This window comes from Haematospirillum jordaniae (assembly GCF_001611975.1).
Classification (GTDB): Bacteria; Pseudomonadota; Alphaproteobacteria; order Rhodospirillales; family Rhodospirillaceae; genus Haematospirillum; species Haematospirillum jordaniae.
Genome location: NZ_CP014525.1, coordinates 1,720,092 through 1,734,269 on the forward strand (window position 1 = coordinate 1,720,092; position 14,178 = coordinate 1,734,269).

16 protein-coding genes and 1 tRNA gene are annotated in these 14,178 nt (G+C 52.4%); 14 read left to right on the forward strand and 3 right to left on the reverse strand.

Features of this window, described 5'->3' with window-relative positions:
* The first annotated feature begins 14 nt into the window (after positions 1–14).
* Genes lpdA through AY555_RS08105 form a run of 3 tightly spaced genes read left to right on the forward strand, consistent with a single transcriptional unit; the run spans position 15 to position 2,875 of the window.
* Positions 15–1,415, forward strand: coding sequence for a dihydrolipoyl dehydrogenase (lpdA, locus tag AY555_RS08095; RefSeq protein ID WP_066135458.1), 1,401 nt, complete (start codon positions 15–17; stop codon positions 1,413–1,415).
* 47 nt (positions 1,416–1,462) lie between these two features.
* Positions 1,463–2,419: a lipoyl synthase gene (gene lipA / locus AY555_RS08100; protein WP_066135460.1), complete on the forward strand. Its 957-nt coding sequence runs from the start codon at positions 1,463–1,465 to the stop codon at positions 2,417–2,419.
* Positions 2,420–2,422: 3 nt separating this feature from the next.
* Positions 2,423–2,875, forward strand: coding sequence for a type II toxin-antitoxin system RatA family toxin (locus AY555_RS08105; RefSeq protein WP_066135463.1), 453 nt, complete (start codon positions 2,423–2,425; stop codon positions 2,873–2,875).
* Between the two features lie 114 nt (positions 2,876–2,989).
* Here AY555_RS08105 and AY555_RS08110 read toward each other — a convergent pair whose 3' ends face one another.
* Complete coding sequence (locus tag AY555_RS08110) at positions 2,990–3,481, reverse strand: CinA family protein (protein WP_066135465.1); 492 nt, start codon at positions 3,479–3,481, stop codon at positions 2,990–2,992.
* 14 nt (positions 3,482–3,495) lie between these two features.
* Positions 3,496–4,017, reverse strand: coding sequence for a phosphatidylglycerophosphatase A family protein (locus AY555_RS08115; RefSeq protein ID WP_082812086.1), 522 nt, complete (start codon positions 4,015–4,017; stop codon positions 3,496–3,498).
* 211 nt (positions 4,018–4,228) lie between these two features.
* Between AY555_RS08115 and AY555_RS12140 the strand changes: the two genes are divergently transcribed.
* A complete protein-coding gene (locus AY555_RS12140; protein ID WP_066135467.1) occupies positions 4,229–5,521 on the forward strand; it encodes a M23 family metallopeptidase in 1,293 nt (430 codons plus the stop codon).
* Positions 5,505–5,996 (forward strand): bactofilin family protein, encoded by a 492-nt coding sequence (locus tag AY555_RS08125; RefSeq protein ID WP_066135469.1) that lies wholly within the window; start codon positions 5,505–5,507, stop codon positions 5,994–5,996. Before AY555_RS12140 ends, AY555_RS08125 begins: the two co-directional genes overlap by 17 nt.
* A gap of 3 nt (positions 5,997–5,999) precedes the next feature.
* Here AY555_RS08125 and hemB read toward each other — a convergent pair whose 3' ends face one another.
* Positions 6,000–7,013 carry a porphobilinogen synthase gene (gene hemB, locus AY555_RS08130; RefSeq protein WP_066135471.1) on the reverse strand — a complete coding sequence of 338 codons (1,014 nt, stop codon included), beginning with the start codon at positions 7,011–7,013 and terminating at the stop codon, positions 6,000–6,002.
* Between the two features lie 259 nt (positions 7,014–7,272).
* Between hemB and AY555_RS08135 the strand changes: the two genes are divergently transcribed.
* The 9 genes from AY555_RS08135 to ribB all read left to right on the forward strand — a co-directional run bounded on the left by AY555_RS08135 (position 7,273) and on the right by ribB (position 14,178).
* Complete coding sequence (locus AY555_RS08135; RefSeq protein WP_066135473.1) at positions 7,273–8,367, forward strand: enoyl-CoA hydratase/isomerase family protein; 1,095 nt, start codon at positions 7,273–7,275, stop codon at positions 8,365–8,367.
* Positions 8,368–8,437: 70 nt separating this feature from the next.
* Positions 8,438–8,513: transfer RNA gene (locus AY555_RS08140), tRNA-Glu, on the forward strand.
* A gap of 160 nt (positions 8,514–8,673) precedes the next feature.
* A complete protein-coding gene (locus tag AY555_RS12345) occupies positions 8,674–8,868 on the forward strand; it encodes a DUF6898 family protein (protein ID WP_407646305.1) in 195 nt (64 codons plus the stop codon).
* A gap of 89 nt (positions 8,869–8,957) precedes the next feature.
* A complete protein-coding gene (gene rpiB / locus AY555_RS08150) occupies positions 8,958–9,395 on the forward strand; it encodes a ribose 5-phosphate isomerase B (RefSeq protein WP_407646297.1) in 438 nt (145 codons plus the stop codon).
* A gap of 65 nt (positions 9,396–9,460) precedes the next feature.
* Positions 9,461–10,762 (forward strand): serine hydroxymethyltransferase, encoded by a 1,302-nt coding sequence (gene glyA / locus AY555_RS08155; protein ID WP_066135478.1) that lies wholly within the window; start codon positions 9,461–9,463, stop codon positions 10,760–10,762.
* A gap of 37 nt (positions 10,763–10,799) precedes the next feature.
* Complete coding sequence (gene nrdR, locus AY555_RS08160; protein ID WP_066135480.1) at positions 10,800–11,270, forward strand: transcriptional regulator NrdR; 471 nt, start codon at positions 10,800–10,802, stop codon at positions 11,268–11,270.
* A gap of 2 nt (positions 11,271–11,272) precedes the next feature.
* Entirely contained in the window at positions 11,273–12,427 is a 1,155-nt protein-coding gene (ribD, locus tag AY555_RS08165; protein ID WP_245176911.1) for a bifunctional diaminohydroxyphosphoribosylaminopyrimidine deaminase/5-amino-6-(5-phosphoribosylamino)uracil reductase RibD, read from the forward strand.
* The gene (locus AY555_RS08170; RefSeq protein WP_066135482.1) at positions 12,428–13,021 is read left to right on the forward strand and encodes a riboflavin synthase; all 594 of its coding nucleotides are present in this window, start codon (positions 12,428–12,430) and stop codon (positions 13,019–13,021) included.
* Between the two features lie 32 nt (positions 13,022–13,053).
* Positions 13,054–14,178: a 3,4-dihydroxy-2-butanone-4-phosphate synthase gene (gene ribB, locus AY555_RS08175; RefSeq protein WP_066135484.1), complete on the forward strand. Its 1,125-nt coding sequence runs from the start codon at positions 13,054–13,056 to the stop codon at positions 14,176–14,178.

A 14,178-nucleotide genomic window follows, 5' to 3' on the forward strand; every position in this document is an offset into this window, starting at 1 on the left:
AACGGAGAAATGTAATGTCCGATACGTCCTTTGACGTTGTGGTTGTCGGGGGTGGTCCCGGCGGTTATGTGGCGGCCATCAGGGCTGCCCAGCTGGGCCTGAAAACAGCTGTTGTCGAGCGTGAACATCTAGGTGGTATTTGTCTCAACTGGGGCTGTATCCCCACTAAAGCGCTTTTGCGGTCTGCTGATGTTTATCGTACTTTCCAGCACGCCAAAGACTATGGCCTTGCGGTGCAAGGGGCCACATTTGACCTGCAGGCAATTGTGAAGCGATCGAGAGGAGTTGCCTCCCAGCTTTCCTCTGGCGTTAAACATTTGCTCAAGAAAAATAAGGTCCACGTTTTTGATGGTTTTGGCCGCCTTGCTGGAAAAGGCAAGGTTTCCGTTGAAAGCAACGGCAAGGTTATCGCCAGCTTGTCTGCCCCCCACATTATCTTGGCAACAGGAGCTAGGGCGCGTACGCTGCCGGGCCTTGAGCCGGACGGTAAGATTGTGTGGACCTACAAGAATGCCTTGGTCCCTGATACAATGCCCAAATCTCTTCTGGTAGTTGGATCTGGTGCTATCGGCATTGAATTTGCCAGTTTCTTCAATGCGTTTGGTGCCGATGTTACTGTTGTCGAGGTGATGGACCGAATCGTTCCGGCTGAAGACGCTGAAATATCAGGGCTTCTCCAGAAGTCCCTTGAGAAACAGGGCATGAAGATCATGACCAAGGCTTCAGTAAAGGGCATCAAGACTTCGGCAACGAATGCGGTTGTGACTGTCGAGAAAGATGGTAAGAGCCAAAATCTTGTGGTGGACCGTGTGATTCTTGCCGTCGGTATTCAGGCCAATATCGAAAATATTGGGCTGGAAGGGACGGCTGTGAAGGTTGAGCGTGGTATCGTCCAAGTTGATGAATGGTGCCGGACAGGTGAGGCTGGCGTCTATGCGATTGGCGATATCACTCCCGGGCCGTGGCTTGCACACAAGGCCAGCCACGAAGGCATCGTGTGTGTCGAGAAGATTGCCGGCGTGAAGGATGTACATCCCATCAATCGCTCTACGATACCTGGGTGCACCTATTGCCATCCTCAGGTCGCCTCCGTGGGCCTTACTGAAGCCAAGGCAAAAGAAGCTGGTCATGAGGTCAAGGTTGGTCGGTTCCCGTTTGTTGGTAACGGCAAGGCAATCGCAATGGGAGAGCCGGAAGGGCTTGTCAAAACGGTATTTGACGCCAAAACGGGCGAATTGTTGGGTGCTCACATGATCGGGGCCGAGGTGACAGAGATGATCCAGGGCTTTGGTATTGCCAAAACGCTGGAAACGACAGAGGCAGACCTGATGCATACTGTCTTCCCACATCCGACCCTTTCCGAAATGATGCATGAATCTGTCTTGGATGCATGGGGTCGGGCTATTCACTTCTGATAGCTTGGTGCTGTATTCACGGTAATCCGTGAACAAACGAGGATCGCATGAGCACAATGGAATCTTTTCACGACAAGGAAGCCGCACCTTTGCGTAAGCCGGACTGGATTCGTGTCAAAGCTCCAACCTCACAGGAGTTTGAAGAAACCCGTGCGCTTATGCGATCCAAGTCTCTGGTTACTGTGTGTGAGGAAGCAGCGTGCCCTAATATAGGGGAGTGCTGGAAAAAGAAGCACGCGACCATGATGATCATGGGTGAAATCTGCACGCGTGCATGCCGCTTCTGTAATGTAAAAACGGGCAAGCCAAATCGGCTTGATCCTAACGAGCCGCAGAATGTTGCGGACGCTGTTGCAAGCATGGGCCTGAACCATGTTGTGATTACCTCGGTTGACCGTGATGATCTGGAAGATGGTGGTGCTGCCCATTTCGCCAAGGTTATTCGTGCTATTCGTGATACGGCTCCATTTTCCACAATTGAAGTATTAACACCCGACTTTCGTCACAAGCAGGGTGCTTTGGAGGTCGTTGTCGAGGCTCGGCCGGATGTTTTCAACCACAACCTTGAAACGGTTCCACGGTTGTATAATGCCATAAGGCCCGGTGCACGTTACTTTGGGTCTCTGCAGCTTCTGGCTCGTGTCAAGGAGCTTGATCCATCTATTTTCACGAAGTCAGGCATTATGGTTGGTCTTGGTGAGGATCGGCAGGAAGTTCTGAATCTCATGGATGATCTGCGTGCCGCTGACGTTGATTTTATGACCATTGGACAGTATCTTCAGCCAACACCTCGACATGCGAAGGTGGAACGCTTTGTTTCCCCGGACGAGTTTGAGGATTACGCCCGTATGGGACGTGCCAAAGGGTTTTTGTTGGTTGCTTCTTCTCCACTTACGCGCTCTTCATATCATGCAGATCGTGACTTTTATGCCCTGCGGCGCGCTAGGGATGAGCAAATCCGGGCAGCCGCGCCGTTGCCTTGTTCTGTGAAAGACAGTGGCTGAGACATGCCGACGCATGCTGAAAAGAGAAAGCTGCCGTATACAAAAGAGCAGCTCTTTGCCTTGGTCGCGGATGTCGAGCGGTACCCCGAGTTCTTGCCTTGGTGCCTTGCTGCCAGAATTAACAGGCGGGAAGGAGATGTGTTCTGGGCGGACTTGGTTATTGGCTTCAAGATGGTAAAGGAGCGTTTCACATCCAGAGTTGAGCTAACATCACCCGATCGTGTGGATGTTTCCTACTCGGAAGGGCCCTTCAAGCATATGAACACGCATTGGATTTTTATCGAAGATCCAGATGATCATGGAACTTGGATCGATTTTTATGTCGATTTTGAGTTTCGCTCTCCCCTCCTGCAAAAGATCATAGGTTTTCTTTTTGGTGAGGCTGTTGCGAAGATGGTTTCCGCATTTGAAGCACGCGCTGAAATTCTTTATGGATCAGAAGATCCTCAGCGATAGATTTCCTATCTCACTTTTACAGTATGATTTTCATCCGTTTTCTTTTCTTTTTCTTTCTTAGCAATAGATTTATTCATTCTGTCATTGATGAAATGTGTTGCAATAAACTATGGCCTATTGGCTTATTGTTGTTCTTATAAGCCTGAGTGCGCGAAGGACTGTTTCTTCCCTGACCTCGTGGCGTGTTCCCTTAATGATGTCTGCGCTATGCGCTATGCCCCCTAAGCTTGTTGCGACAGCAATGTGGACCAGCCCGACGGGTTTGTCCGGGCTTCCGCCACCCGGGCCAGCGATACCTGTTACGGCAACAGCCAGGTCTGCTGATGAAGCACGGAGAGCGCCTCGTGCCATTGCCAAGGCAACATCTTCGCTGACAGCTCCCTTGATCCTGATCAATGAAGGAGGCACTCCCAGCATTGTTTCTTTTGCTACATTGGCATAGGCAACAAAGCCTGCCTCAAGAATATCAGAGCTTCCCGGAATGGCAGTGAGGCACGCTGCAATCAGTCCTCCTGTGCAGGATTCAGCGGTAACCAATCGGACATCTTTATCACGACACATATCAAGTGTACGTTCTGCCTCGGCTATCATTTGATCTGAGAACATGCATTATACCCTTTTCACTTTATGATGATCTCGTAGTTCAGGCAGAGCAGTGCGACAACGATGGCGTATAGAGAGGCTGCAATGTCATCCAGCATGACACCCAAGCCCCCTTTGAGATGCCTGTCGATGTAAGAAACAGGGAAGGGTTTCACAATATCCGCGATCCTAAAAAGGATAAAAGCCATAAGCCAATTGATTGGGGTTGCCGGTACAGCGCACAGGACAAGCCATTGCCCTACAACCTCGTCAACAACAACTTCTTTTGGGTCATGTTGGGACATTGCACGCATATAAACATTGCTGTAGTACCAGCCAGCAAAGAAAAGCCCTGATGCAGCGCCAAACAGTAACCAGCGACCAATCTCTGGTCCCCATGGCCACATCAAGATTGCAGCAAATGGGAGTGCGGCCATGGATCCCGCTGTTCCCGGCATGACAGGCGACAAGCCGCTACCAAACCACGTAGCAACTATCAAGACAAGGCAGGAGGGTTTGCGTGTCTGGTGCTGTTCTTCGATTGTGCGGTCTTGTTTCATGGAGAGGGGCAGGTCCATATTTTTGCCGTATCAGGTAAAGACAGAGATAATGTAACTGTTTTTCTTGCGTTATAGCGGCAACCAAATGTAGCTTTCATTATGCAGGAAAGGTTCTTTTCGTGGTGGTTATGAGGTGAAAGTAGCATCTGCTGAATTTTTTCGACAGTATGCGTAGAGTTTTTATACTAGACCCATCTTGCTCAGGAAGGCCATGTCGCTCTACGATCCAAAAAAGTACAAGCAGACAAAGCTGTTGCGGGCGGTGGAGCGCGTATTTCCCGAGCGGCGCCTTGTCTTATGCCAAGAAGGGCGATCGCTGCGCTCGTTCAGGTTGACGACAGCATTCCAGGCGGCCTCTGTCCTTCTGTCTCTCGCTGCTCTGGGATGGTCTGTTTATGCGACGTGGGGTGTGCGCGTCTATAGCGATGAGCTGGAGCAGCGTCACCAAGAGATACAGTATTCCAAGGCAGCCCATCATGCCTTGCTCGATGAGATTGCTGACCAGCGACGGAGGCTTATGGATGTGGCAGCTGGTATGGACCGGAGCCACGGCCGTACTGTTCAGCTTGCGGGCGAGCTTAGCAAGCCAGCAGGCAAGAAGGGGCGGGAGCTTGATGATGTGCGCCGGGAATATGAATCGCTGCGTGAAGCGCTTGGTGCTGTAGAGCAGAGTTTGGCCTCCCTGCCGGATCATGTGCCATCATCCGTTTTTTCACTCGAAGACGTAGAGATTCAGCTCCGTCAGACAGAGCGTGAACGTGATCTTGCCGTTTCGGAGCGTGAAGTCCTCCGTGGCCGTGTTGATGATCTTGAATATCGTATGGCCGAAATGGCTGAAAACCAGGTTGCTTTACTGCGTCGGTTCTCGGGTATTGCAGGGGATCGAGCGGGAGAGCTGCATGAGGCTATGGCGGGGACGGGTATTGATATAAACAAGCTGATGTCATTGCCCCGTAATAATAGTGGGCAGGGCGGCCCATTTGTGCCATTCGATCCGGCTGATACAGATACTCAGGAGCTGAAGAATTCTCTGGTCTCGTTGAACACGCATGTCGAGCGCTGGAATGCGTATCAGGGCCTTGTAGATACCTTGCCCTTGGGATTCCCGGTCAAGGTCAAGTGGAGCCTGAGTAGTCCATTCGGTGTTCGCTCGGATCCGATCAATGGTGTCAAGGCTGTGCACCAAGGGCTCGATATTCGCGCCCCTTGGAGGTCTTCCGTCTATGCAACAGGCCAAGGCACGGTTGCGTTTGCCGGTTGGCGTGGGCGCTATGGTCGTATGGTTGAGGTCGAGCATGGTAATGGCCTGAAAACACGTTACGGCCATTTGTCAAAGATCGTTGTGAAGAAGGGCGACCGGGTTGACCGGTCTGTTGTTGTTGGGTTGTTGGGGAATAGCGGTCGCTCAACTGGTGCTCATTTGCATTATGAAGTTCTTGTCAACGATGTTCCGCGCAATCCCCAGAAGTTTATCAGGGCGGGTGCACATGTTTTCAAAGGATAGCAAGACTCGCGGTGATCACCGCTCGAAATGTTCCGCTTCGGTACCTTCCATTGTTGCTGGCGATTTGTCTGTAACGGGCAATTTTGTCGGAACGGGCGAGATGCAGGTTGACGGGGCTGTCGAAGGTGATATCGACTGCCAAACATTGACAATTGGGGTTAGCGGAACTGTATCGGGCCATGTCAGGGCGGAAACGGTGCGTCTGCATGGCCAGCTGATGGGGCAAATTCATGCCCGGAATGTTTTTCTGGCTTCAACCTCGCGCATGGTTGGTGATGTAACCCATGAAAGCTTGGCTATAGAGCCCGGGGCATTCTTGGAGGGGCATTGCCGCCGTATGTCGTCGGACTGTGGTGGAGCGTCCCTTGATGCCCCTGACAAACTCCGTGGTGCTGGTTTACGCCTTACGGACAGCAGTCGCAGCGCCACGGTCAGCAAGGAAGAAGATGTTCTGGATACAGTTGTTGGTGCCTGATTTTTAACGGGCTTTGGCAATCTTCCTAGCTGCGTCAAGGGCGTAGTATGTCATGATGGCATCGGCTCCGGCCCTCTTGAAGCACAGCAAGCTTTCCATCATCGCAGCGTCACGGTCCAGCCAACTGTTCTGGGCCGCAGCTTGTAGCATGGCATACTCTCCACTGACCTGATAAGCCCAAGTCGGTATCTTGAAGGTGGTTTTTACCTTGGACAGAATATCAAGATAAGGCATCCCTGGTTTTATGATGATGGCGTCAGCCCCTTCCTGAATGTCCAACGCAACCTCCCGCATGGCTTCGTCGCTGTTGGAGGGGTCCATCTGGTAGCTTTTCTTGTTTCCACCTTTGAGGGACTGAGCAGAGCCTATAGCGTCTCTGAAAGGGCCATAGAATGCAGAAGCATATTTGGCTGCATAGGCGATGATTTGTACGTTGCTGAATCCGGCAGAGTCCAAGGCATCACGCACAGCACCAACCCTGCCATCCATCATGTCAGAAGGGGCGACAGCATCAGCCCCTGATTTGGCCTGTTGCAGGGCTTGTTGTACCAACACAGCAACTGTTTCATCATTGATAACATGCCCATTATGCACCAAGCCGTCGTGTCCGGTATCTGTATAGGGATCCAAAGCAACATCGCATATAATCCCTAGTTCGGGGCATGCGGCCTTCAGTGTGCGAATGGTGCGGTTGACCAAGTTATCGGGATTATGGGCTTCGGTTGCTGCACTGTTTTTCATCGATGCTTCAATGCATGGGAAAAGGGCAAGTGCTGGAATACCAAGCGAGTACGCTTCGTGTGATGCATCAACCAAGCAGTCAGTGCTATAGCGAAAGACGCCGGGCATCGATGAAACGGGTTCCTTCCTGTTCTTGCCTTCAACGATAAAAACAGGCCATATCAGGTCATTGACTGTTACGCTGTTCTCAGCCATCAGGCGCCGGGACCATTCGTGTTGACGGTTGCGACGCATGCGCAGGCGAGGGAAGGATCCGGGCAAGGAGACAGCAGTCATGAGTAGGGAAGGCCTTTGATGATGCAGAGTGAGTACCGCAATAATGGCCTAGGACAGTCATGTTCGCCAATATCAGAAATAAAGGCGAGTGAACGTTTTATGTGTCTTGTTTCTCGACTGCTCACCTGTGAGTGAATGAGGGTGGTACGGAGGCATCGGGGTGTGGGCAGCATGTGCGTCTGAAGTGCTTTGTTACGGTGTAACGCATGCCTTCTAGGAATCAGATTCTTCGTGTTTTTATGGCTTCGAGGGGGTTGTAATGGTGTGTATCTCCGAGATTCATGCAGTCTCTGATGAGGTTGTATTTTCTGCCCGAAATAGCTTGGGTCTAGTTTTATTGAACAGGCCAGGGGCGTTGAATGCCCTGTCTCTGGGGCAGATTGTTCTTCTTACACAACAGCTCCAAGCGTGGATGCATGATGATACAATCAAGGCCGTCTTGATTGAGGGGGCGGGGGATCGTGCCTTTTGTGCTGGTGGTGATATTCGTGCCATGGCTGATGCTGGTCGATGTGGCGATTCTGTAGCACTGCGGCAGTTCTTTTCTTCTGAGTATCGTTTGAACCGCTTGATAAAGGTTTACCCAAAACCATTCTTGGCCTTTATGGATGGCATCACCATGGGGGGCGGTGTTGGCTTGTCTGTACACGGAACGCGTCGCATTGCGACCGAGCGTACTGTTTTTGCCATGCCCGAGACTGGAATTGGTCTTTTTCCCGATGTCGGGGGAACTTTCTTCCTGCCGCGTATGCCGGGTCGGACCGGTCTGTATCTGGCTTTGACAGGTGCTAGGATGGAAGCTGCTGATACGGTATTTACCGGTGCCGCTACGCATTTCATGCCCAGCAATCGTGGGGATGATTTTCTTGATGCGTTGGCCTGTGCTCTTGAAGGCTGCGATGTAGCACGCGCCCTTGACACAGTGGATGCCGTTCTGGGTCAGTTTTCTGAAGATGTGGGTCCGGCGCCATTGCAAGCCTTGCAAGAAGAAATACGGCGGTGTTTCTCCGGGGCCTCTGTGGCGATGATTCTTAAGGATCTTGTGGCAGAGGGAACGCGGTGGGCGTGTCAGCAGCGTGAAGAATTGCTCCGGAAATCTCCGCTGTCACTTCTTGTTACATTTAACCAGATGCAGCGTGGTGCAGAGCTTGATTTTGATGCGGCAATGGCCTTGGAATATAGGTTGGCGCCAAGGATGGCGTTGGGACATGATTTCCTTGAAGGTGTGCGGGCGGCTCTGATTGACAAGGACAGGAACCCGGTATGGGTGCCAAAAAGTATCGACAGCATTTCTCCTGCTGAGGTCGAGGCTTATTTCAGGCCCGCAGAGGAGGGGGAGCTTGTGTTTTATTGAGAGTGTTGAGAAGAAAGGTCTTGACGCGGTTGGGGAACAAGAATTACAACGTGCGCCTTCCTGAGCCTGCGTCCCTATCGTCTAGAGGCCTAGGACACCGCCCTTTCACGGCGGCGACCGGGGTTCGAATCCCCGTGGGGACGCCACGCATAAAAGCACTGACAAGCCTTTAGCTTCATGCGAAGTTGTGCGCGTGAAATTTGGATCTTGTATCTACAAAAACATGAATGCAGCAAACCGCACGACACTTCTTGTGTTGGGTCTGACAGGGGTTCTCGTGTGGAGCTTGTTGTGGGAAAGGCATGTATGGTTGCGCCATCATCGGATGAGGTCTTGTTTGAAATAAGAATTCTTGGGAACTCAGCCCAAGTTTCGGCAATACATGTGCCCACGAATACAGAGGTAAAGGTTGTCTGTCCGGCTGCCTTGCCGGCGGCTCTTATGCAAAAGGCAGCCCTACGCCGGCTGCTTTGGGTCTTGGGCCGCCCAAAGAGACCTTGAATGTATTGCTTTTGCCTCTTTTGAATGGCGCAGGCAAACAAACGTGTATATAAGATTATCATCGGTTCTTCTCATCGCGGCAGTTCTGTATGATGACGCCAAAATCCGTGGCTATTGCCAATGATCACGCAGCGCTTGATCTCAAGAATGCCTTGGTTGGGTATCTGGCCTCGGCAGGCTATGTCCTTCTGGATCTCGGAACAAACAGCTCTGATTCTGTAGATTACCCTGATTATGCCAGAAAAATGGCTGATTCCTTGGCAGCAGGAACTGCTGATGTGGGGATTTTGCTGTGTGGGTCCGGTATTGGTATTTCCATGGCGGCCAACCGTTATCGCCACGTTCGCGCTGCGCTTGTGCATGATGCGCTTGGTGCAAGGTTGGCGCGCCAGCACAACGATGCCAATGTCATCGTGCTGGGAGGGCGCACAACTGGCGTGGAGACAGCAATTGATTGTTTGAATGTATTTATGAGGACCGCATTTGAGGGCGGGCGCCATTGTGCTCGTATTGAGAAAATAAGCTGACGCCTGCTGTTCCATCAGTTTTTTGGCCCGGGTGCATAATGCCCTGTTACAGAGGATGCTTGTTGATGACCTACGCCGTTTCTCCCACCTACTTTACGCAGGATATCTCTGCTGCTGATCCTGAGGTAATGGCTTCATTGTCCGCAGAGCTGCGTCGCCAGCAGGACCAGATAGAGCTGATTGCGTCAGAGAATATTGTCTCCAGGGCTGTGCTGCAGGCTGCAGGATCGGTGCTGACGAACAAGTATGCGGAAGGGTATCCGGGTAAACGGTACTACGGTGGCTGTGAGTGCGTGGACGTCGCAGAATCCCTCGCGATTGAACGGGCCAAGAAGCTTTTTGGTGTTGAGTTTGTCAACGTCCAACCACATTCTGGGGCTCAGGCAAACGGGGCTGTGTTCCAAGCCCTTCTTCAGCCTAGCGATACCATATTGGGTATGAGCTTGGCTGCTGGCGGCCATCTTACTCATGGCGCTCCTCCGGCCCAGTCCGGCAAGTGGTTCAATGCCATCCAGTATGGCGTGCGGCGCGAGGACTCTGGTATCGACTATGATCAGGTCGATCGTTTGGCAATGGAGCATAAGCCAAAGCTGATTATTGCAGGTGGTTCTGCAATTCCGCGTCATATTGACTTTGCCCGCTTCCGGGCTATTGCGGACAAGGTCGGGGCTCTGCTTCTGGTGGATATGGCTCACTTTGCAGGCTTGGTAGCTGGTGGTGTTCATCCCAGCCCTGTACCGTTTGCTGACATTATCACGACCACAACGCACAAGACCTTGCGTGGCCCGCGTGGTGGTATGATCATGACCAACAATCCGGAGTTGGTGAAAAAAATTAATACAGCTGTGTTCCCTGGTCTTCAGGGTGGGCCGCTGATGCATATTATCGCAGCCAAGGCCGTTGCTTTTGGAGAGGCGTTGCGTCCAGAGTTCCGTGATTATGCTGCCCAGATTGTCACGAATGCCCGTGCTCTTGCCGATGAACTGCTCAAGGGAGGGCTCGATATTGTAACCGGTGGCACCGATACGCATTTGATGCTTGTGGACCTACGTCCCAAGGGCTTGACGGGTAATATTGCAGAGGCATCACTGGAGCGCGCCGGTATTACCTGTAACAAAAATGGTATTCCATTTGATCCGGAGAAGCCGACGGTAACATCCGGTATTCGGTTGGGTACGCCGGCGGGAACTACGCGCGGCTTTGGTGAACAGGAGTTCCGGACTGTTGGTCGTCTGATTATTCGGGTCCTCGATGGATTGTCTGCCAACCGAGAGGATAATGGTGCGGTCGAAGTGGCTGTACGGGCCGAAGTGGGTGCATTGTGTCACCAGTTCCCTATCTATCCTCATGGGGATAAAATGTTGTAAGCTCCGGCGAGAATGTGAAGTACCGCAGGGGATTACTATGCGCTGTCCGTTTTGTGGCAATGATGATACGCAGGTTAAAGATTCGCGACCGACAGAGGATAATTCAGCCATTCGTCGTCGTCGTTTCTGTTTGGCATGCTCGTCCCGGTTTACGACCTTCGAGAGGGTGCAGCTGCGTGATTTGATTGTTATCAAGAATAACGGACAGCGCGTTTCCTTTGACCGGGACAAGCTGTCTCGGTCTATCCATATTGCCTGTCGCAAACGCCGTGTTGACGAAGAGCGTCTAGAGCGTGTCGTCAATGGCATTCAGCGGCGACTTGAAAGTTCAGGCGATACGGAGATTCCTTCGGCCACGATTGGTGAAATGGTTATGGAGGCCCTTCAAGCCTTGGATCCTGTTGCCTATGTGCGTTACGCCTCTGTTTACAAGGATTTCCGCGAAGCCCGTGATTTTGAGGAGTTCGTTGAAACCCTTGGTGGTGTCGAGCCAACAGCGGAACGCTGATTGTGGATGCGGGCACCGTATACGGGGATTTCTCTGACTCCGATCATGGCTTTATGGAGCTTTCTCTTGGCTTGGCAAGGCGGGGGCTAGGTAATACGTGGCCCAATCCTTCTGTTGGCTGCGTTCTTGTTTCTCCTCAGGGGTTTGTTGTGGGGCGGGGGTGGACAAAACCCGGAGGCAGGCCTCATGCTGAAGCCGTTGCTCTTTTGCAGGCAGGAGACCGGGCACGTGGCTCCACAGCCTATGTGACCTTGGAGCCGTGCAGTCACTTTGGGCAGACTCCTCCTTGTGCCACAGCTCTGATTGAAGCCGGAATTGCCCGGTGTATCGTTGCATCATCTGATCCAGATCCACGCGTGAGCGGTCGCGGCCTCGATATGCTCCGTGCTGCCGGGGTAGAGGTGTCTGTCGGCCTTCTCTCGGATGCTGCAGTTGATCTGAATAAAGGTTTCTTTTCCCGCATAAGGTGTTGTCGCCCACTTTTTACGCTGAAGCTGGCAACCAGTATGGATGGGAAAATAGCGATAGCTTCGGGTGAAAGCCGCTGGATCACGGGAGAGCGGGCAAGGCATCTTGTCCATTGTATGCGGGCAGAGCACGATGCCGTCTTGGTTGGTTCAGGTACAGTTTTGGCCGATGATCCGGATTTGCGCTGCCGGCTTCCTGGTTTTGACCAGCGCCCCGTTGTGCGCATTGTGCTTGATGGGCGCCTGCGCCTGCCTGATCAGGCGCAGCTGGTGTCTTCATCGCGGGACGCTCCGGTTCTGATTGTAACGGCATCGTCTTCCGAACTCGCGCGGGTTGCCTCCCTCCGTCGTCGTGGGATTGAGGTCCTTTGCCTAGATCACCTTGAGCCTTTTCATATTGCCAACGAGCTGGGATCACGTGGTTTTACACGTGTTTTTCTGGAAGGTGGGGGGGCTGTAGCCGCTTCATTTCTGAAGGCTGGTCTGATTGACCGTGTTGTCTGGTTTCATGCCCCGATAGTTATTGGTGCCGATGGCATCGACGGTGTTGGTGCATTGGCGTTATCCCGTCTTTCAGAGGCAAATAGATTTGTATACAAATATTCTTATGCCTGTGGCAGTGATACAGTTACGGTCCTAGAGGCTGAGAGGGCTTTTGTGGATCGGGGTGTTGGCAAGGAGTTAGCCTGAATGTTCACCGGCATTGTCACAGACTTGGGTGCTGTTAAGCATATTGAAAGGAAACAAGGAACTCGGTTCTTTTTTTCGACATCCTATCCGACGGGGGATATTCCTTTTGGTGCCTCTATTGCCTGTAATGGCTGTTGCTTGACCCTTGTTGACAAGGGTGACGGATGGTTTGCCGCGGATGTATCTCCCGAAACGCTGGCTGTTACGACTTTGGGTGAATGGATGCCGGGGACGCCGGTCAATCTGGAGAGGGCCATGCGCATGGGGGATGAGTTCGGGGGGCATATTGTTTCGGGTCATGTTGATGGCGTTGCAACGGTGACCAACCTGCTCCCCGACCATGATGCGGCCCGGATAGTTTTTAAGATTGAACAACAGCTGTCTCGCTTTGTTGCGGTTAAGGGGTCCGTGACCGTGGATGGGGTTTCCCTGACCGTCAATGCTGTGTCTGAAGCATGTTTCGAGGTTTCGGTCATTCCCCACACCAGAAAGGTGACAACGCTGGGAGGGGCGGGTATTGGTACAAAGCATAATTTTGAAATTGATCTTCTTGCGCGTTATGTTGACAGATTGACGGGTTCTGGCTTGGCCTGACCGCACTGTTTCCCAGATCCGGAGCTTTGTCTGTGTCTTCTGACTTTTCTGAGTGCTTGTCTCCCGCCCAGGAGATTATCGAAGAGGCCCGTAATGGGCGTATGTTTATCCTAGTTGACGATGAAGATCGTGAGAATGAGGGTGATCTGGTTATCCCGGCGCAGTTTGCAACGCCGGAAGCTGTGAACTTCATGGCAACGCACGGTCGTGGTCTTATTTGTCTGGCCCTGACGGCTGATCGTTGTAATGCATTGCAGTTGTCGATGATGGACAGTCACAACCAGTCGCGTTTGGGAACGGCTTTTACCGTATCAATTGAAGCGCGCGAGGGCGTTACGACCGGTATCTCGGCATCGGATCGGGCCCGGACGATTGCGGTGGCCATTGATCCCGGGAAGACCAGGAATGATCTTGCTACCCCCGGGCATGTGTTCCCTTTGATGGCCCGTGATGGCGGGGTTCTCGTCCGTGCCGGGCATACCGAGGCTGCGGTGGATATTGCCCGTTTGGCTGGATTGAACCCTGCGGGGGTTATCTGCGAGATCATGAACCATGATGGCAGCATGGCCCGGATGCCGGATCTGGTGGCATTTTCCCAGAGGCATGGGCTGAAGATTTCGACCATTGCTGATCTTATTGCTTGGCGCCGTCGTACAGAAAAGCTGGTGGAGAAGGTCCTTGAAAGCCCGTTTACCTCTAAGTGGGGAGGGGACTGGACCATGTCTGTCTACACAAATACTTTGAATTATGCTGAACATATTGTGCTTGCAAAAGGCGATCTGTCCCTTCCAGGGCCAGTGCTGGTCCGGATGCATGCTCTGCATGTTCTGGATGATGTACTGGGTGATGTCCATGGCGGCAAGGCAGGTCAGCTACAGGCTGCAATGGATATGATTGGCCGTTACGATCGTGGCGTTGTGGTGTTGCTGCGAGAGCTAAATCGTTCGACATTGACCGATCATCTCAGGGAGAGAATAAGGGGGGGCAATGATCGTGGCAGGCTTGTTGATTATGGTGTTGGGGCGCAGATCCTTCTGGACCTAGGTGTGAAGGATATGATCCTGTTGTCCAACTCGGAAAAGAATATTATCGGACTGGATGGATATGGCCTCCGCGTCAGCGGGTGGCGGCCCATCGATGAAGATATGGGGGACTGA